The organism is Clostridium sp. AM33-3 (assembly GCF_003480315.1).
Lineage (GTDB): Bacteria > Bacillota > Clostridia > Lachnospirales > Lachnospiraceae > Brotaphodocola.
Genome location: NZ_QUIV01000006.1, coordinates 52,674 through 71,628 on the forward strand (window position 1 = coordinate 52,674; position 18,955 = coordinate 71,628).

Genomic DNA, 18,955 nt, shown 5'->3' on the forward strand with positions numbered 1-18,955 from the left:
GAAGCTTTGTGTGTTTTAGATTATAATTTCCTATGGAAACATCGAAAGAAGGATAAACCATGACAAGCAAAGAATTATTATATGTAAAAACGGTAGCAGACGAAAAAAATATATCCCGGGCAGCCAAAAAGCTCTTCATTGCCCAGCCATCCTTAAGCCAGTCGATCCAGAGGATTGAGGATTCCGTTGGCGTACCCTTGTTCAACCGGACAGCCGGAGGACTCACACTGACCTTTGCCGGGGAACGCTATTACCACATGGCTGTCCAGGTGTTAAAGATCTATCAGGATTTTGAGCTGGAGGTCAGTGACATCAATAACCTGAAAACCGGCAAGATCCATCTTGGCACCACCAACCATCTCAGTACCCTGACCCTTGCCAAAATTCTGCCGCGCTTCTGTGATGTATGTTCCAACATCGAGCTTACCATCTCAGAGGAAAACTCTTCCAGACTGGAGCAGATGCTGATGTCAGGAGAACTGGACTTTGCCATCATGCATACCCCGGCCGATATCCGGACACAGCCTCAGTTCCGCTTTGATATCATGCGCCGCGATCCATTCGTGATCGCGCTCGCACCAGATCATCCGCTGATCAAGCAGTCGGAACGCAAGGACGGATATCCATACCCGGTCCTGGATGTAAAACTGCTGAAAAACGAAAGTTTCCTGATGCTGCACAAATCTCAGCGTATCCGTCAGATCACGGATGAAGTGCTTGGACGCGCCGGAATCCAGCGTCCGAAAATTTCACTCACACTGCGCAATTTTGAAACCGCCCAGCTTCTTGCTGCCCAGGGAATGGGGGTTACTTTCGTGCCTTTGGAATACTCCCGGATTACTTCAGAGGAATACCATCCGGCACTGCTGTCCATTGATAACGTATACCAGGCTCACTGGGATATGTGCATTACATCTTTAAAAGACGGCTTTCTCTCAAAAGCAGATCAGCTCTTTATCCGGATTGCAAAGGAAGAACTGGCATGAGTTTTGCAAAAGAGTAGACTGTTACATTTTCAAAATCAGCCTATTGTGATAAACTAGGGAAAGAACAGTCAACTATCCAGAACCCAGAGGAGGAAAGATTATGGAAAAAATTAAAATGACTACACCACTTGTCGAGATGGACGGCGACGAGATGGCTGCAATCCTGTGGAAAGAAACCAAGGAAAAACTGATTCTGCCTTTTGTGGATCTCATGGTCGAGTATTATAACTTAGGCATCCGCAACCGTGACTTCACTGATGACCAGGTTACAATAGACTCCGCCAATGCCGCCAACAAATACGGTGTTGCCGTCAAATGCGCCACCATCACGCCAAACCTGGAGCGCATGCAGGAATATCAGTTGAAAAAAATGTGGAAGAGCCCGAACGCTACCATCCGCTCCATCATGGACGGTACCGTGTTCCGTGCACCGATTCTGATCAAAGGCATCGAACCCTATATCAAAACCTGGACGAAACCCATCACCCTGGCCCGCCATGCATATGGCGATCTCTACCGTGCTTCCGAAATGAAGATTGACCAGCCGGGCAAATGTGAGCTGGTTTTCACTGCTGAAGACGGGACGGAAACAAGAGAGCTCATCCATAACTTTACCACGCCTGGTGTTGTCCAGGGCATCCATAACCTGGATTCTTCCATCCAGAGCTTTGCCCGCTGCTGCATGTCCTATGCACTGGATGTAAAGCAGGATCTGATCTTTTCCGCAAAGGACACAATTTCAAAGGTCTATGACCGTAATTTCCGCGAGATTTTCAAAGATGTTTTCATGAATGAGTTTATGGAAAACTTTGAGAAGGCCGGTATTTCCTACCAGTACTGTCTGATCGACGATGCAGTGTCCCGTGCCGTAAAAAATCAGGGCGGCTATGTCTGGGCCTGCCAGAACTATGACGGCGATGTTATGAGTGATATGCTGGCTACCGCATATGGTTCCGCAGCTATGATGACCTCCGTGCTGGTATCACCGAACGGCAATTATGAGTACGAGGCTGCTCACGGAACCGTGCGCCGTCACTACTACCGCTATTTGGAGGGCGGTGTTGCATCTACCAACCCGCTTGCCATCATTATGGCCTGGGCCAGCGCTCTGGAAAAACGCGGCGAGCTGGATCAGAACAAAGAGCTGGAAACCTTTGGCCGCCAGTTAAAAGAAGCAGCAGTCAATACCGTAGAAAACGGCATTATGACTGCTGATCTGAAAAAAGTAACCACGATTAAAAATCCGCATGTTGTTACCGGACTTGTATTCATTGCTACTGTCCAGGAACGGCTGATGAAGCTTCGCGGTTAAATTTCTGCTTCATCAGATCGATCAGGCAGCGCTCCGCGCGCCCCAGATACATCTCTTCTTTGTAGACTGCGTTGACACTCCAGGACTCCGGAGTCACAGAAAAATCATAGCAGTTGAAACGTTCCATTCCCCCCAGCGCATCAACCGCCCGCTGGGGGACAATGGCAACACCAAGACCTGCTGCAGCCAGCTGGACTGCGGAAATACAGCTTGAGAGCTCAATCATGATTTTTGGCTCGATTCCATACTGGCGCAGCACCAGGTCTGTTTTTTTTCGAATCGAATGTCCCTTTTTCAGCATAATGAACGGAATATCTTTCATAGCATTCAGATTCAAACAGCGCTTTGTCGGTGACAGAGACATTCGGTCTGCAGCCTGCTCCGTCTCTAAAAACATATCATCCTGAATCATGCTTTTTTCTGCCACCAGCAACAAGCGTTCCCGGTAGATCGACTCTGCCTTCAATCCGACCGGAAGCTCACCCTGGCTCCTGGGAATCACATAAAAGCTGATATCATCCCGCAAAAGTGCCTTTAGCAGTTCATCTGATTTTGCTTCCATCACCTGCAGTTCAATCCCCGGATACTGTTTTTTAAATTCCGGGATCACAGCTGGGAGCATATATCCGGCACGTTCTGTCGGCATTCCGAATACAATGCGCCCCTTCTCTCCCAGTCCTGCATCAATCAGTTCTTTTCTTAAGTTATCACTCATCAACAGGATTTTTCTGGCTGTCTCCACATACTTTTCTCCCGCATAGGTAATCGTAAGCGGTGAGGTACCGCGATCAAACAGCTTTACCCCTACGTCCTGCTCCACCTTGGATACAATATGGCTCAGGGATGGCTGGGAGATATAAAGCTTGCGCGCAGCTGCGGTGATGCTGCGGCAATCCGCAACGGTTGTAATATAAAGCATTTCGCGAAAATCCATGCATTTCCTCCCGATGTCAAAATTTCTCCTCTTATTATATCCACTTTTCTTTCCTTCCGCAAGCGCCGAAACAGGACGGTTCCCGCAAGGTGACCGCCCTGTTTCTATGCTGCATTGCAAGCATTTACCCTCTATAATAATTGATCAGACATCCCGATAATAAAATCTTCCGCTCATCCTCTGTCAGCGCATCCAGTGTGCACGTGATCTCAGACTGTACTGTTGCGGATGCCGGATCCAATACCTGGACCATAATCGGATTTTTACACTCAGACACCACATTCCGCACATCCCGGATCAGCAGATAACTTCCCACAGGAATCTTCAGCGTCTCCTCGGTACGAAGCGGCAAAAGACCCCAGTTGATCAGATTGGAACGGTAGCGCTTGGTTGCATACTCATTGGCCAGATTTGCAAATCCACCCAGCACCTTCTGGCAGCTGGCGGCCTGCTCTCTTGAGGAACCATCGCCGATCTTATCGCTGACCATCAGGCTGCCAAGAGTAATATCAGAAACGCTGCATCCCAGTTCTGCAGTAAGCTTCGCCAGCAGATTGCTGCACTCTGCATCTCCTGTCTGAATGCTGCCGTCAGCCTGTTCTCTCCGGCATTTTTCCAGCGCTCTTACAGCCTTTGCCCGACCCACATACTCCGGATCACGGCTGATCATGGTGTACTCCGAAATTTTCTCCGGATTGGAACGGAAGGAGGAGGCCTCGCCGGACGGTATCAGCTCATCAGTCGTTACTGAACCGTGATAGGAACCGGCGGTCTTTAACAGCAGATGCTTTGTTAAAGGCTGCATTTCCGGCCAGTCCGCAATATTCGGCCCCATGGTCAGTTCTACGCTGTCGTCGCCCTTATTATAGTTGTCAAATACCTGATTTTCATAGATCTTCGGATCAAAATGATGCTTTAAGGTCCGGTACTCTACGTTCAGTTCGGTAGCTGCTGTCAGTTTTCCGCCATTTCGCACAGTAGCCGCGATGGAGCGGGCATCCATCAGGCAGGCACAGGCCATCTGACCCTGTCCCGGTTTAGAGCCTTCACGGTTCGGATAGTTTCGTGTCATATGGCGGATGCTGACCTGATTATTGGCCGGAACATCGGTCACGCCGAAGCACGGACCGCAGATACACGGACGAAGCGTTGCGCCGCTCACCGCCAGTTCTCCGGCAACCCCCTGCTCCATCAGATCTGCCATGATCGGAAGACTGGCCGGATTGATACCCAGATTCAGTCCGTTTCCCGGAATTCCATAGCCCTTTAAGATATCCGCCATGGCAACGATATTCTCAAACAGACCGCCGCTGCAGCCGCTGACTAGGGCCTGATCCACATAGAATGCTCCATCTCTCATATGAGACTGGATGGAGAAGGGCTCACCATGCTTTCCTTTGATCTTATTTCCTGCTTCTTCTATCTCTTTGATGACTTCCGGCATCCGCTCCTTAAACTCGCGGATCGGCATGGCATTGCTTGGATGGAACGGCAGCGCGATCATACACTCCACACTCGAAAGATCAATCTCGATGAGCCCGTCATAGTACGCTCCGGTCTCCGGTGCCATCTCTCGGTAAGCATCGCCCCGGCCGTGCTCTGCCAGAAACTCTTCCGTCTTTCCATCGGTACACCACACGCTGGAAAGCGCAGCGCTTTCCGTAGTCATGACATCAATGCCCATGCGGTATTCCATGCTTAAGTTGGAAACGCCGTCCCCCACAAACTCCAGCACCTTGTTCTTGTTGAAGTTGTTCTGGAAGGTTGCCGCGATCAGGGCTAAAGCCACATCCTGCGGGCCAACTCCGGGTCTTGGAGAACCGGTCAGTTTTACCGCCAGCACCGGCGGGTACGCAATATCATAGGTGCGGCCAAGCAGCTGCTTGGCCACCTCGCCGCCTCCCTCGCCGATGCCCATCGTACCCAGGGCACCATAGCGGGAATGACTGTCGGAGCCAAGAATCATCTTTCCGCCTTCGGCCATCATCTCACGCATATACTGGTGAAGAACTGCCCGGTATGGCGGAACGAAAATACCGCCGTACTTTTTCGCATTTCCAAGGCCAAAGACGTGGTCATCCTCATTGATGGTGCCGCCCACCGCGCAGAGGGTGTGGTGGCAGTTGGAAAGCACGTAGGGAACCGGGAACTTTTTGATTCCGCTGGCCCGGGCCGTCTGCAGAATGTTGACATAGTTATTATCCGGAGACACCAGCGCGTCAAATTTCAGCTGGAGCTGCTCCATATTGTTACTGTGGTTATGGGCCTTTAAAATCCCATAGGCCATGGTTTTTTCTTTTCCTTCCGCCTTCTGAAGCGCGTCTTCTGCTGCAGCAAAGGTGCCGTCAGCCGCAAGCACAACACCATGCTCGGTCAGTTTAACCATTATCTCATCCTCCTGCTCTTGTTGCCGTATCTTACTTCCGGATATACAGGGTTCCATCCATGATCCGGCGCGCGGTTCTCTGAACGCCTACGCTCGGAAGCTTCAGTTCCCCATTCTCCTCCTGCAACTCCGGAACCATGGTCATAATGCCACTCGGATGACCAATCCGGACATTGCCAGTTTTTCCTGCTTTCCGAAGAACCTTTTCTACCACAGAGCCCTCCATGGCTGCAGCCACGCTGATGGCACTGGCAGAAGTCAGCGGGCATGCCTTATGACACTTGAATACAGAAATAACACGGGCACATACATCCATATCTTCTGCGTTTACCTGCTGTCCCGCAATATCCGTATAAGACTTCGGCACAGTTACAAAACCAACCTTCGGCACCGCCGGACTGTTTTCTGTGGCATCTTTTAAGTCCTTCGCAAAGCCCATCCTACAGCAGGCAACACCGCGAATCTTCTCCAGAAGGTCAGAAACCTCTTTATTGCTGTTCACTTCCTCAGGAAGCTCTGTACCAGTCATGCCGATATCCTCAGCCTTAACCAGAACCATCGGATTGGATACATCCAGGATGGTTGCCTCAATCGGTCCAAAATCCGGAATTTCCAGAGTTTCCACACAGGTTCCGATCGGAAGAAGTTTTCCGGTTTTCGCACCCGCCGGATTTAAAAATTTGACATTCAGTTCTGCAGCAGTTCCATCCACACCGGCAATGGCACAGTCACCCTCCTGAGCAAAGGTCTTTGTCTCCGGATCAATCGGAACCGTCACATCAATAAACTTGTCAGTGTTGCGATTTAACATATGAACCGTAGTCACCGGCTCGGTAATTGTAACCATGCCTTCCTCTATCGCATACGGGCCAACAGCGGCTGTCATATTACCGCAGTTGGATTTATAATCCACCTGACTCTTGCCGACAATTACCTGACCTACCAGATATTCTACATCAATTCCTGGCTCTTCGCTCTTCCATACAATAACGATTTTATTGTTGGAGGAAACGGTTCCGCCCATGCCGTCAATCTGCTTCGGATCCGGATTGCCCATAGCCTGAAGGAAAACGCTGTCCCACTCCTCCCGGTTTTCCGGAAGATCTTCCTTATGAAACATGCAGCCTTTGCTGGTACCGCCGCGCATAAATACGGTCTTAAATGTTCTCATCTTATTTTTCCTCCATTTTCTTAAGCTGCTTCTGTAAGTGACGTAACTGGCCGCCGGAAAGAATCACATCCAGCTCATTGTCAGAAAGCTCCAGTTTTGCCTGAAAGGAAATACCTTTTGTCAGGTCTTTAATCTCAACTTCTCTGATCTTCATCTGGTCCAGAAGGCCCTCTACTTCCAGTTCATCCAGCATATCCAGTTTGTCGTAATCTGCCGGGTCTGCAAATACCATCGGAATGATGCCATGGTTGATCAGATTGCCCTTATGAATGCGGGCAATGCTCTTTGCGATAACCATTTTCACACCCAGGTACATCGGATTGATGGCTGCGTGCTCACGGGAAGACCCCTGCCCATAGTTCTCGCCTCCAATGATAATGCTCTTGCCCATTGCCTTTGCCCGGGCAGCAAACTCTGGATCATAGCGGTGGTAGCAGTACTGGCTCATAAGCGGAATATTGGAACGCATGCTGGAGAACTCGGCACTTGCCGGGGTAATGTCATCGGTCGTGATGTTATCCACAGTCTTTAAACTGATCTGTGCCTGTAAATGCTGCTCCGGCGCATCTGGAACAGGAAGCGGCTGGATATTCGGTCCGCGCACGATTTCAACTTTCTTTGCTTCCTCTTTCGGAAGCGGCTCGATGATCATGGAATCATCCACCGGGAACTCGTCCGGTTCTTTTACTTCTGTCAGAATGGAAAGATCACTGCCGAGAATCTCCTCCGCGCTTGCGAAGGTTCCGACAATGGCAGTTGCCGCAGCACTCTCCGGGCTTACCAGATAGATTTCCGCGGTTGGGTTTCCAGCACGGCCCTTGAAGTTACGGTTTGAAGTACGGACAGCCACACCCTTGGTAGCCGGAGACTGACCGATGGCGCAGCACGGTCCGCAGGCAAGCTCCAGAATTCTCACACCGGCATCCAGAAGCATCTCAATATAGCCGTCACGCATCAGGAGCTTATAAATCTGCTTGGAAGAAATGGCGCAGGTACAGCTCACATCCTCATTTACATGTCTTCCCTTGAATACCAGGGCTGCCTTCGCGATATCGGAATAACTGGAGTTGGTGCAGCTTCCGATGAAGACCTGCTGTACTTTCTTTTTCTCTACATCCTTTAACGGAATGACATTGTCCGGCTGGTGCGGGCAGGCACATAATGGAACCAGTTCGCTTAAGTTCAGTTCCATCTCACCGTCATACTCCGCGTCTGCATCCGGAAGAATCTCGGTAAAGTCTTCTTCTCTCTTCTCGGCTTTTAGGAATTTTCTTACCTGCTCATCGGCCGGGAAAATGGAAGTGGTCGCGCCCATCTCCGCGCCCATGTTGGTGATGCTGGCACGCTCAGATACGCTTAAGGTAGCAGCGCCCGGTCCCACATACTCAAATACCTTGCCAAGACCGCCCTTGATGCCGACACGGCGAAGCATTTCCAGAATGACTTCCTTCGCATTGCAGCCGGGCTGTAAATGTCCGGTTAAATTCACTTTGATGATCTGCGGCATCTTCAGGCGCATCGGAACACCAGTCATCGCGGTTGCGACATCCATGCCGCCTACACCGATACAAAGCATACCGATAGAACCACCATGGGGGGTATGGCTGTCACCGCCCATTAAGAGCTTGCCAGGAGCGCCGAATCTGGCAACCTGAACTGCATGGCAGATACCGTTTCCCGGTCTGGAAACGTGCACGCCATAACGTTTCGCAACGGACTGTAAGTAAATGTGGTCGTCCGGAGTCTTGTTATCCAGATATAACAGGTTGTGGTCCAGATAGCTGACGCTGCACTCCGTACGGATCCGGTCCAGGCCAACCTGCTCAAAGGCCAGATAGGTCATAACTGCGTTAATATCGTGAGTCAGGGTCTGGTCTACCTTTAAGAGAATCTCCTCGCCCGGAACCATCTCAGACGGTGCTGCCAGATGTGTAGATAAAATTTTCTTTATAATGTTCATGCCCATGTGAATATTCTCCTTCTTTTTTCTTACTTTTTCAACAGTTTCGTATAAACCTGGCCAGTGCGTTTCATCTCGGCCAGTGTATATTTCTGTTTTTCAATCTTTTTCAGTGCTCGTTCCATAACTCCTTCTGCTTCCTCCTGGGTAAGCACACAGACACCATTGACGTCCCCGATCACAATATCTCCCGGTCTTACGCAGACCCCTCCGCAGCTGACCGGAACATTGATGGCTCCTGCCCCGCTCTTGGCTGCAGTGCCGCAGGTAAGGCCTTTGGCATAGATAGGAAAGCCTGACTCCTCACAGCCCTCCAGATCCCGGAACGCACCATCAATCACTACGCCATCTGCCTTCATAAGACCCGCGCAGATACTCCGGTGATCGCCCCAGTAAGAACAGTCGCAGTTGCCCTTTCCGGCAACCACCAGCACGTCTCCCTCCTGCAGTTCCAGAATCGCGTCCGCAACGATATCACCTTCGCCGCTGGGCACATCCACCGTAACCGCCGGACCGACAATCTTTGTTCTGCCAATCCAGGGCTTGATCCGGTAGTCCATGGAGTGGTAAAGGCCTGCCCCGTCGCAGAGTTCCGGGGTGGTAAAGGCCCGCAGGCGCTCCATGAGTTCCTTCGGCGGGCTGGTGAATCGTTCTTTTTTTGTCAATGCATCCATGTGTATTCCCCTCTCGTTGTTATGCTTTGATTATAGCGCAGGGGCTATTATAAGTAAAATGCATGATTTTATATAAATATCATATATTTTTTTGCATGATATAAGCAAAAAAAGAAGCAACCGGCTTTTACCGATTGCTTCTTCTTTCAGGAAACATTTATGGGATCAGGCCATAAATCCAAACAGCACGCTTCCTAAAAGCAAAATAATTGCGCCTCCGATACGGGAAGAAATCTGCGCGTAACTCATTAAATTCATTCTTTTTCCTGCTCCAAGCACCTGGAGATCTCCGGAACCGCCACGATTTGCCATGCAGAGACCAGCAGTGATTGCAGATTCCACAAAGTTAAATCCAAACAGCATACCCACTGCACCGGAACCGATAATTGCGCCAAGGACAACCATTGCACTGATCAGCAGAGTCTGCCAGTTTAATACTGCAAGGAAATCTGCAAGATCTGTAAACGCAATACCAATACCAAACATACAATAGCACATAAGCGGTTTCGTAAAGAAATTGGAGAGACGTTTAACGCCTTCTTTAATCTCTGCCGGAACAATGTTGGCAATATTTAAAATTGCGGTAAATACTACCATATAAGCATACATATGTAACGATACAGGACCGATCGCCGGAAGAATGTTCTTTGAGAACACACGTGACACTACAAACACGGCTCCGGCTAACAGCAGGCCTCCGGCCATTTCATACTGGCCGATTTTCGGTTTTTCCTGACTGTCTTCTAGCAGCACGTAATTTTCCGGATTTTTCAACAGTTCGCCATTTCCGGAAAGTACCGGGAACTTCTCACCAAGACTGTTTAACAACACAGCTCCGATAATCGCAAAGTTATTTGCAATATTCAGAATCGCAAAAGCTTTGGAATAATAAGCATCCTTGCTTAATCCAGTACTTGCCTCCCACATTTCAGATAACGGGATTGCTCCTGCTCCATTTCCTCCGCCCATGGTTGGAAGCACATAATAAGCAACAATATCTTTCACGTTGATTCCACAGATCAGACCTCCAAGGATACCAAAGAGCATTGCTGTGGCAATACCGCCAATAATTGCAGGGATATATCCGCTGAACGCTTTGACCAACTGCTTTCTGTTCACTGCAAGTACCGCCGATACAATAAGCAGCGTAATAAATACTGTCTGAAAGCCAAAATCATCATAATAGAAAGTGATGGCCTCTGCATATTTTGCAGGAAGAATCTGGAAATATTCTAACACTGCTGCTCCGAAAAAGGCCATAACCGCGCCGCCGCCAAGAAAGTCTTTCCATATAGGAAGATGTTCACCAATCTCATAAAGCACGAGACCACCGGCAAACATAATCGTAATAATAGATAACATATCCTGATCCGGAAGCAGGCCCAGATAGATAGCTCCATAGATCAGAACCAGGCAAATAGCAATCATCCATATTGGCATCCCATAGTAGCGTCTTTTTAATAGCTCCATCCCAATACCCTCGCTTTTCTTATTAATTGTATATGTGCTGCAGCTCATGTGCTTATAGTAACAAACTTTTATCAATTTGGAAAATGCCTGTTTTTGCATGCACATCATACAAATCTTTCTATATCACACGTTGATATTGGAATGATTATCTCCATAAACTATAACCAAAACATTTTACTCAATCCGCGGCAGATTCCACCGGTAATGCATAGCCAGAAACCGCACGATCACAACGGCCACTGCTCCGGTCATCATAGCTTCCAAATGTCCCAGAGCGTCTTCCGCGCACACACACACCAGGGCTCCGATGATGGAAGCGCAGGCATAAATATGTTTTGTCAGAATATACGGTTTCTCCTGCGCCATGACATCTCTCAGCAAACCTCCGCCCACTCCGGTGATCACGCCGACAAAAACCAGCAAAAACAGTTGGTGATACCCGGCATTCCAGGCTGTATTAATGCCGACCACCGTAAAAATTCCGAGACCGATCGCGTCAGAAATATTCATCAGCAGATCGTAAAGCTGTCCGATACGCCCGTCCAGAAGATTTCTCCGGATATAAAGAAGCGCAAACAGTCCCAGTGAAACCATCACAGCCACAATGGTATAAATCGGCCTGCGGAACATTCCCGGGGGAATGATACCAAGCGTCACATCACGGATTGCTCCGCCCCCTACTGAAGTTGTCACTCCAAGAACGCAGACCCCGAAGAGATCCATCTTCTTGCGGATGCCAAGCATAGCCCCGGATGCTGCAAACGCCACCGTCCCCATCATTTCCATAATGAAAATGATCAAATCTGAATAATTCATGATTGTAAACCCCGCCTTCTCTCCATTTATTTTTTTATCTTATCATGAATTCTGCGTTCTAACAAGAAAAAAGAAGGACAAGCAATTAGGGCTGTCCTTCTCTCCATGTTCATTTCTATTTTGTTTTAAACACCACACAGACCGGGCTTTCTGCCGCGATCTCGGTTCCGCTGTAGGCTAACAGTCCAGTCTTTGGATCAATGTCCATGCAGCAAATCGAATCTGTCAGTTCATTTGCCGCAAGAAGCATCGTTCCGTCCGGATTGGTGGTAATAAAGCGAGGCTGCTCCCCCTTTGTCTTGATATTCTGGAGATAAGTCATATGACCATTTTTCTGATCCAGTGCAAACACGGTCACACTGTCATGCTTCCGGTTCGACAGATACAGGTATGTTCCGGCAATTCCAATTTCAATGGCACTTGCCCAGCCGTCTCCCGGGAAATCTTCCGGCAACGTGGTCAAGATCTGCTTTGGATCCAGAGTGCCGGTTTCTTCATCAAAGTAGTAACAGGTAACAGTGCTGTCTTTTTCATTCAGGCAATAGCAGAAACGATTATTCGGATGAAATACACAATGTCTTGGTTCAGATCCGCTTCTTCCTTTTACCATAGAGGTCTCTTTCAGATTACCATGCTCAGAGTCAATCCGAAAGACCGTTATTTTACCAACTCCCTGCAGACGTCCCTGCGATGGAACCAGAAGCCATTTTCCGCTCCGGTCCTGACACACCTGGTGCGGATGGGAAATATAGCCTGGTCCGCCGTTTCCGGAAATGAATTTCAGTTCCTTAATCTTTCCGAGAGATCCATCTTCCTCGACTGGAATCACAGAAACGCCGCCTGTCTGCAAGTTTGCCACAAACAGCCATTTTCCCGTCCGGTCCATGGTCAGATGCACCGGATTCGTACCATGTGTTTCTGTTGTATTCTGATAGGTAAGCGTTCCATCCTCTGCTACTTTGTAGGCGCTTACTTCCGAAAAATCCCCATGAATCGCATACAGATGATCCTGCTTTTCATTCAGACACAGATAAGAAGGATTCACCTGTCCCTCCGCTATCTGTTTTAACTGCCATGTTCCATCGGTAATTTCATATACGCGAATTCCTTTACCTCTTGCATTCCGCTCCTTTGTGGTGCGGCAGCCAATATATGCATAAGTACTCATTCTCATTTCCTCCTAACCAATAAATCCGAGCACGCCGGTAAGACTCAGCACAAATACGATTGCAACGACACTCGCCGAAATTGCAAATAAAGTTCCAAACATTTTCTGCTGTTCTTTCTCATCACAGCCTGTTTCCTGCGCATAGCTTGCCATGATCAGACTGCCTCCCGTAGACAGCGGGCTGATACCTGCTACCGTTGCACTGCACACGATCGCACTTACCATCTGGACGATAGAGGCACCACCGACCTGCTGTGCAATCTCCGGAACGGTCGGGATCAGAGTTGGGAATACCACACCATTTGCACTGGAAAACCAGGACATCAGACCTCCGGTAAATCCCATGATCGGGGCAGCCGTTCTTATAGACATGAATGATGCCAGTATGGAAGCCAGCAGATCAATCCCGCCCAACTTCTGGGTAATATTCATCAGGACGTTGACGCCAGCGATCAAAATCAGAACACTCCACGGAATCATCTTCAATGCTGCCTTTTCGTTTGCTGCCTTGGTCAGCATCAGAACCAGAGACAGGGTAAAGCAGATCAAGCCAACATCGTAAGAAAATCCGACAACAAGAACCACCATGACCAAAAGGGCCACCAAACTAATCATCTGGCTTCGATCAAAAGCCTCCTTTTCCTGCTGGCCACCAGCTTCAGCTGCGCGAAACTTATAACCGCCAAGAACAACATATACCGCAATTGCGCAGATCAGATTGGAAACAGAAACTCCGATAAAAATAGGAGTTCCGAGACCTTCAATGCCCATCTCTGTCAAAAGATCCCCCACGATAATTCCGGTCAGCGCGATCGGAGATGCAGTTCCGCCTACCGCACCAAGAATTGCCATAACTCCCATCAGCACCGGGCTTACCTTCATCTGCACGGCCAGGGATACTGCAAAAATAACCGTTACAGACTGTACGCTGATCGCGCCAGGTCCAGCAGCTGAAAGAACAAAACTAACCACATATACGATAATCGGCACCAGAAAGGTATTCTTTCCGCAAATACTGATCAACCGCTTTGATATTTTCTCCAATGTGCCATTCTGCTGAAGCAGGCTGAAAAACAACATGGTTCCCAATAATGTCGCAAATAATTTATATGGGAATCCTTTGTAAATATCCCCTGCGCCCATATCGCCCAGTTTACCGAGAATCAGGGCAAGCCCCAGACACACAACGCCTACATTCATCTTTTTCGCAAACCCCAGCACAATTGCTCCAATCAAAAACAGCAATGCAACTACCTGTAACCCCATACGCTATTTCTCCTTTGCATGATATCGTTTATCTCTTCACAATTTTCAAAAAAACGAGGTGACACCTGTACATTAGTCACAACTCCTTTCCTGTTTTTCTCCTCGTTTCTTGTTATCTTTACTATACGTCTTGCTTATCATAAAGTATAATGGTATAATTTTATCAATATCAATAACCTGTTGGAATGTTTTCAGAAAGGCATGCTCACCATGGATGAAAAAGATTATGAACTGTTATTAGAATTAAATGAGTCAAAGAATATCACAAAGACAGCGCAAAAACTGTATATGACACAGCCTGCCATCACCAAACGGATTCAGAAAATGGAGGAAGAACTTCAGTGTACCCTGTTTCTGCGCTCCAAAAAGGGGATTTTATTTACACCTGCCGGAGAACAGATTCTTCCCTATGCTTCTGAAATCCTGGCAAACAGCCGGAAGTTAAAGGAACATGTTTCTGCCTGTCAGAATCAGGTCTGCGGCACACTCCGCCTCGGTTCTTCTTTAAACTTCTCCCACTACCGGCTCCCCAGAATCATCAAGGCTTACACCGACCGGTATCCGCTCGTGGACGTACAGATCACGACCGGACAGAGCAAGCATCTCTTCCAGTTATTAAACCGGGATGAAATTGCCATTGCGATCATGCGGGGACAGTATGTCTGGGATGAAGCCATACAGCTTATCTCTTCTGAACCGATGTGCTTCGTCTGCAGCAAAGAAAACCAGGGACGGTCTTTAAGCGAATATTCCTACATTGGCCGCCACACAGACTCAGATTTATCCACCCGGATTGACCGATGGCTGACTGCACACGATCTTGCCCAGATCCGTCCGCATATGTGGATTGACAGCATTGATACCTGCAAGGAAATGGCGCGGTATGGCCTTGGCTGGTGCATTTTGCCACGCATCTGTCTGGATGATTTTGATGGCTATATCGAAGAACTTTATATGGAAGATGGTTCTCCGTTCCTCCGAAATACCTATGTGCTTTACAAACATCAGTATGCCGAACTCCCGCAGGTAAAACTGTTTCTGGATGCACTGCTCGGCAGTTCCGTTTCCGAAAATAAGTTTTAATCTTCCTCCGGATACATGGCAACAAAAAAGCAGAGACCTGCATCCTTTCACACAAGTCTCTGCTTTGGCAGAAATGATTGATTTGATAAAATTTTAGAATTTGATCACACCGATCACGGTAGCCATAATCAGCACCGCAATGCTTGCCGGCCACACCAGTCTCAAGGAATATTTGATGTGCTCACCAATTGAAACATCTGCAAGACCAAGTCCTACATAAGTTGCTGCTACAGACGGGCTGACCGGAGTTCCCATGGTTGCAGTCAGCAGAAATGCTGCTGCCACAGTCTCCTGTGCTACGCCAAACGGCTCAACCACACCGATGATGATCGGAAGCAGTGCATAGTAAAATGCATCGGTACCAAGGATCATCAGAAGCGGTACGGAGAACAGACACATGAACCAGTGCATATGCGGAGCGATTGCTGACGGAAGTACAGCAACAATTGCGTTTGCCATTGCTTCTACCATGCCGGAATCTTTGATGACACCCATGAAGATACCAACGGAAAACAGGGTCATGGTCATAACCATGGCATTGGTGCCATACTCTTTGATCTTCTTGTTCTGCTGTTTTGCATTCGGGAAATTTACGATCAGACCGATTGCAAATGCTACCATAAAAATGGAATACAGCGGAACCGGAAGGTCTCTAAACAGCAATACTAACATCACCAGAGTCAGCACGAGGTTGAAATAATAAATGCTCTTCTTTGTTTCTTTCTTCTCCTCATTCGCATTCGCCAGTTCCTGTACATGAGTTCCAGCTTCTGCTCCGTTTTTTTTCTCAATCATGGAAACTACGATTGCAATGCCAAACGCTGCGATTACCAGGCATACAACACCAGGAATCATAAAGCCATACAGGTCTCCGGCCTCTACGCCTGCCACACTTGCCGCACGCATGGTCGGACCGCCCCACGGAACCAGGTTCATCACGCCGTATGCACCGCACATAGCCCCCAAAAGTGCCTGCGGACGTATTCCCATACGCTTGCAGATTGGCAGAAATGCCGGAACCACGATCAGAAATGTGGTTGCCCCGGAGCCATCCAGATGTGCCACAAAAGTGGTAAGCACAATTGCGATGAAAATGGTTGCCACATTCTTTCCTGCCCGTTTAATCAGGAAATTGATGATCGGATCAAATAATCCCGCATCTGACATCATGGTGAAATAAGAAATCGAGAAAATGAATAAGATTGCGGTACTCAGCATGGTATTCATACCGGTTTTAATAAACCCTGCAATATCCTCCAGACCAAATCCGGCCAATACCGCCGCAATCAGCGGCAGCAAGATAAACGCCAGCGGCGGCGCCATCTTCTCCTTGATCAGCACAAACATCAGGATGATCATCAACGCAAACCCAATTACTGCTAACATTTCGTTACCCCCTTATATGTTTTTATTTCATCTGCATGCATCATACAGAATCAATCAAATGAATACTCCTTTACCTCGCAGACTACATCCATGATGCTGCCGTCACGTGCTTCAATGATACCAACTACCTTATCGCCAAACTGTACCGGATCCGGTGCACCTGTAATGGCATAAGCCTGATCTCGCAATTCCTCGATGGTGCAGATTGGCAGACCGCTGCTCTTCATGCAGTCGATGAGATCCTGTCTGCGCGGGTTGATTGCGATACCATAATCGGTGATGACAACATCTACGGTCTCCCCCGGAGTCGTCACGGTAGTTACATTCGTGCAGATTGCCGGGATTCTTCCCTGCAGAAGCGGCGCAATAACGATGGTACACTTTGCGCCTGCGGCGGTATCTGGATGTCCGCCCTGGGCGCCGGTAATGATTCCGTCTGACCCTACTACAACATTGCAGTTGAAATTTACATCTACTTCCAGTGCAGCCAGAATAACAAAATCAAGCTTATTCACATACGCGCCCTTGTTAAACGGGTTTGCATACTCGGAAGCACTGATCTCAATGTGACGGTCCGAATGCTTCTTAATAGACTCTACTGCCCCAAGATCAAAGTCCTGCGTGTCTACCAGAAGATCTGTCAGGTCACGGTCCAGCAGATCAGCCATCGGTTTGCTCAGTCCACCGACACCAAAGCTCATCCGGATACCACGCTTTTCCATCTCATCTGCAAGGGAGATCGTCGATGCAATAGAGGCACCTCCCACTCCGGTCTGATAAGAAAATCCATTTTTAAAATACGGGGTGCGGATGACAAACTGCGTACAGTAATCTGCCATTCTCAGCTTTCTCATGTCGGTGGTCGGCTTTGCTGCGCCGGTTGCGATCTTGGCCGGATTACCAATCTCATCCACCACGCAGACAAAGTCTACCTGAGTCATGGAGATGCTTGCCGGGATGTTTGGGAACGGCACCAGACAATCGGTGATCGCTACCACACGGTCTGCGTACTCGGCATCAGCCATGGCATAGGACAATACGCCACAGTCGCTCTTCCCGCCGTTTGCCCGCATGTTGCCATATTCATCACAAGTCGGAGCGCCGATAAATGCGATATCGATGTGGACTTCGCCAGACTCGATGGCTCTGACACGTCCGCCGTGTGAGCACATCACTGCCAGATTTTTCAGTTTGCCCGCGGAGATGGCCTCTCCAATCTTGCCACGCACTCCTGAGGAACGAATTCCGGTCACCGTACCATCCTCAATCATCGGAACAATCGGATCGTGTGCTTTTCCCAGAGAACTTGCACAGATCGTAATATTCTTAACTCCCATCTTATGAATCTCTTCCATGACCATATTCACGATGTAGTCGCCCTCGCGGAAATGATGGTGGAAGGAAATGGTCATGCCATCTTTGATCTCACACTTCACCAGTGCCTCATGAATGTTCTCCACGATCTTGCTTCTGTTCGGATCCATCATGGCATGAGCCTTCGGAGCTGCTTTCTTATACTCGTGATTGTCGTAAGCGTAAGCGCCCTTGAATGCTTCCTTACCGGTTGCCTTTAATACCTCTTCCGGGATTTCTCTTCCTACTGCATTGATCATCTTATAAATCCCCCTCATATACGCCTGATGCTTTTGCCAGGGCAATTGTTCTCTTTGCTCCATCGTAGAATGCGATATCGATCATCTTGCCGTCTACGGTAAATACGCCGATACCCAGTGCCTTCTTCTCATCGATCTCTTTTACGACCTTCTCTGCGAAGATGATCTCCTTCTGGGTCGGGGTGAATATCTTATGAACAACATCGATCTGACGCGGGTTTACGAGGGATTTACCATCGAAGCCCATCATCTTGATCATCTTGACCTCTTCCTCGAACACATCCATAGCATCCAGGTTGGTGAACACGGTATCCCAGCACTGCACACCGGCTGCTCTTGCGGCGATGATCATCTGCTGTCTTGCTCCCTGCAGCTCCACACCGGTTCCGGTGATCACGGTCTGCAGATCCTTGGTGTAGTCACCGCCGGAAAGAGCAATACCGATCAGACGGTCAGAAGACTTACAAACCTCAAGGGCATTTAAGACACCCTTGCAGGACTCCAGAGCTGCCATTAACAGAGTGGAGCCTTCCGGTCTTCCGAACTCTCTCTCAGCTGCCAGCACATGCTCCTCTACGGTATGTACATCCTGTGCGGTCTCGGTCTTTGCGATACGGATAGTATCAGCACCGCCAGCCACGCAGACGCGGATATCTTCTTTCCAGTGCGGGGTGTCCAGTCCGTTGATGCGGACTACACGCTCAACTCCGCGGTAATCGATCTCCTGCAG

At 48.8% G+C, this 18,955-nt stretch carries 15 protein-coding genes; 3 read left to right on the top strand and 12 right to left on the bottom strand.

Annotated elements, in window-relative coordinates:
* Positions 1–59: 59 nt before the first annotated feature.
* Positions 60–986, top strand: a complete 927-nt coding sequence (locus tag DW819_RS05020; RefSeq protein ID WP_118732358.1) for a LysR family transcriptional regulator — start codon at positions 60–62, stop codon at positions 984–986.
* A 100-nt stretch (positions 987–1,086) separates the two neighbouring features.
* Positions 1,087–2,298, top strand: a complete 1,212-nt coding sequence (locus DW819_RS05025; RefSeq protein ID WP_118732359.1) for an NADP-dependent isocitrate dehydrogenase — start codon at positions 1,087–1,089, stop codon at positions 2,296–2,298.
* On the opposite strand, the gene DW819_RS05030 is transcribed toward DW819_RS05025, so the two are convergent.
* The 9 genes from DW819_RS05030 to DW819_RS05070 form a co-directional block, all read right to left on the bottom strand.
* A complete protein-coding gene (locus tag DW819_RS05030) occupies positions 2,261–3,232 on the bottom strand; it encodes a LysR family transcriptional regulator (protein ID WP_118732360.1) in 972 nt (323 codons plus the stop codon). The genes DW819_RS05025 and DW819_RS05030 overlap by 38 nt on opposite strands.
* A 124-nt stretch (positions 3,233–3,356) precedes the next feature.
* The gene (locus DW819_RS05035) at positions 3,357–5,618 is read right to left on the bottom strand and encodes a hydratase (protein WP_118732361.1); all 2,262 of its coding nucleotides are present in this window, start codon (positions 5,616–5,618) and stop codon (positions 3,357–3,359) included.
* A 31-nt stretch (positions 5,619–5,649) separates the two neighbouring features.
* Positions 5,650–6,789, bottom strand: coding sequence for a PrpF domain-containing protein (locus DW819_RS05040; RefSeq protein ID WP_118732362.1), 1,140 nt, complete (start codon positions 6,787–6,789; stop codon positions 5,650–5,652).
* Between the two features lies 1 nt (position 6,790).
* Positions 6,791–8,755 carry an aconitate hydratase gene (locus DW819_RS05045; protein ID WP_118732363.1) on the bottom strand — a complete coding sequence of 655 codons (1,965 nt, stop codon included), beginning with the start codon at positions 8,753–8,755 and terminating at the stop codon, positions 6,791–6,793.
* Positions 8,756–8,778: 23 nt separating this feature from the next.
* Positions 8,779–9,423 carry an RraA family protein gene (locus DW819_RS05050; RefSeq protein ID WP_118732364.1) on the bottom strand — a complete coding sequence of 215 codons (645 nt, stop codon included), beginning with the start codon at positions 9,421–9,423 and terminating at the stop codon, positions 8,779–8,781.
* Between the two features lie 165 nt (positions 9,424–9,588).
* Positions 9,589–11,001, bottom strand: a complete 1,413-nt coding sequence (locus tag DW819_RS05055; protein WP_347560164.1) for a 2-hydroxycarboxylate transporter family protein — start codon at positions 10,999–11,001, stop codon at positions 9,589–9,591.
* Positions 11,002–11,067: 66 nt separating this feature from the next.
* Entirely contained in the window at positions 11,068–11,709 is a 642-nt protein-coding gene (locus tag DW819_RS05060) for a TRIC cation channel family protein (protein ID WP_118732365.1), read from the bottom strand.
* Between the two features lie 115 nt (positions 11,710–11,824).
* Positions 11,825–12,877: a lactonase family protein gene (locus tag DW819_RS05065; RefSeq protein WP_118732366.1), complete on the bottom strand. Its 1,053-nt coding sequence runs from the start codon at positions 12,875–12,877 to the stop codon at positions 11,825–11,827.
* Between the two features lie 12 nt (positions 12,878–12,889).
* Positions 12,890–14,143, bottom strand: a complete 1,254-nt coding sequence (locus tag DW819_RS05070; RefSeq protein ID WP_118732367.1) for an SLC13 family permease — start codon at positions 14,141–14,143, stop codon at positions 12,890–12,892.
* Positions 14,144–14,353: 210 nt separating this feature from the next.
* On the opposite strand from DW819_RS05070, the gene DW819_RS05075 reads away from it, so the two are divergent.
* Positions 14,354–15,226, top strand: a complete 873-nt coding sequence (locus DW819_RS05075; RefSeq protein ID WP_118732368.1) for a LysR family transcriptional regulator — start codon at positions 14,354–14,356, stop codon at positions 15,224–15,226.
* A 93-nt stretch (positions 15,227–15,319) separates the two neighbouring features.
* Here DW819_RS05075 and DW819_RS05080 read toward each other — a convergent pair whose 3' ends face one another.
* The 3 genes from DW819_RS05080 to DW819_RS05090 form a co-directional block, all read right to left on the bottom strand.
* Positions 15,320–16,612: a citrate:proton symporter gene (locus DW819_RS05080; RefSeq protein ID WP_118732369.1), complete on the bottom strand. Its 1,293-nt coding sequence runs from the start codon at positions 16,610–16,612 to the stop codon at positions 15,320–15,322.
* A 50-nt stretch (positions 16,613–16,662) separates the two neighbouring features.
* Positions 16,663–18,225 (bottom strand): citrate lyase subunit alpha, encoded by a 1,563-nt coding sequence (gene citF, locus DW819_RS05085; RefSeq protein WP_118732370.1) that lies wholly within the window; start codon positions 18,223–18,225, stop codon positions 16,663–16,665.
* A gap of 1 nt (position 18,226) precedes the next feature.
* A partial coding sequence (locus tag DW819_RS05090; protein WP_243025597.1) for an aldolase/citrate lyase family protein occupies positions 18,227–18,955 on the bottom strand: 729 nt, incomplete at its 5' end.

Excerpts from the sequence above, each read along its gene's own strand:
- DW819_RS05065 (WP_118732366.1), bottom strand. The coding sequence starts at position 12,877 with ATGAGTACTTATGCATATATTGGCTGCCGCACCACAAAGGAGCGGAAT.
- DW819_RS05080 (WP_118732369.1), bottom strand. The coding sequence starts at position 16,612 with ATGTTAGCAGTAATTGGGTTTGCGTTGATGATCATCCTGATGTTTGTG.
- DW819_RS05045 (WP_118732363.1), bottom strand. The coding sequence starts at position 8,755 with ATGGGCATGAACATTATAAAGAAAATTTTATCTACACATCTGGCAGCA.
- citF (WP_118732370.1), bottom strand. The coding sequence starts at position 18,225 with ATGATCAATGCAGTAGGAAGAGAAATCCCGGAAGAGGTATTAAAGGCA.
- DW819_RS05040 (WP_118732362.1), bottom strand. The coding sequence starts at position 6,789 with ATGAGAACATTTAAGACCGTATTTATGCGCGGCGGTACCAGCAAAGGC.
- DW819_RS05035 (WP_118732361.1), bottom strand. The coding sequence starts at position 5,618 with ATGGTTAAACTGACCGAGCATGGTGTTGTGCTTGCGGCTGACGGCACC.
- DW819_RS05070 (WP_118732367.1), bottom strand. The coding sequence starts at position 14,143 with ATGGGGTTACAGGTAGTTGCATTGCTGTTTTTGATTGGAGCAATTGTG.
- DW819_RS05075 (WP_118732368.1), top strand. The coding sequence starts at position 14,354 with ATGGATGAAAAAGATTATGAACTGTTATTAGAATTAAATGAGTCAAAG.
- DW819_RS05025 (WP_118732359.1), top strand. The coding sequence starts at position 1,087 with ATGGAAAAAATTAAAATGACTACACCACTTGTCGAGATGGACGGCGAC.
- DW819_RS05055 (WP_347560164.1), bottom strand. The coding sequence starts at position 11,001 with ATGATGTGCATGCAAAAACAGGCATTTTCCAAATTGATAAAAGTTTGT.
- DW819_RS05020 (WP_118732358.1), top strand. The coding sequence starts at position 60 with ATGACAAGCAAAGAATTATTATATGTAAAAACGGTAGCAGACGAAAAA.
- DW819_RS05030 (WP_118732360.1), bottom strand. The coding sequence starts at position 3,232 with ATGGATTTTCGCGAAATGCTTTATATTACAACCGTTGCGGATTGCCGC.
- DW819_RS05050 (WP_118732364.1), bottom strand. The coding sequence starts at position 9,423 with ATGGATGCATTGACAAAAAAAGAACGATTCACCAGCCCGCCGAAGGAA.
- DW819_RS05060 (WP_118732365.1), bottom strand. The coding sequence starts at position 11,709 with ATGAATTATTCAGATTTGATCATTTTCATTATGGAAATGATGGGGACG.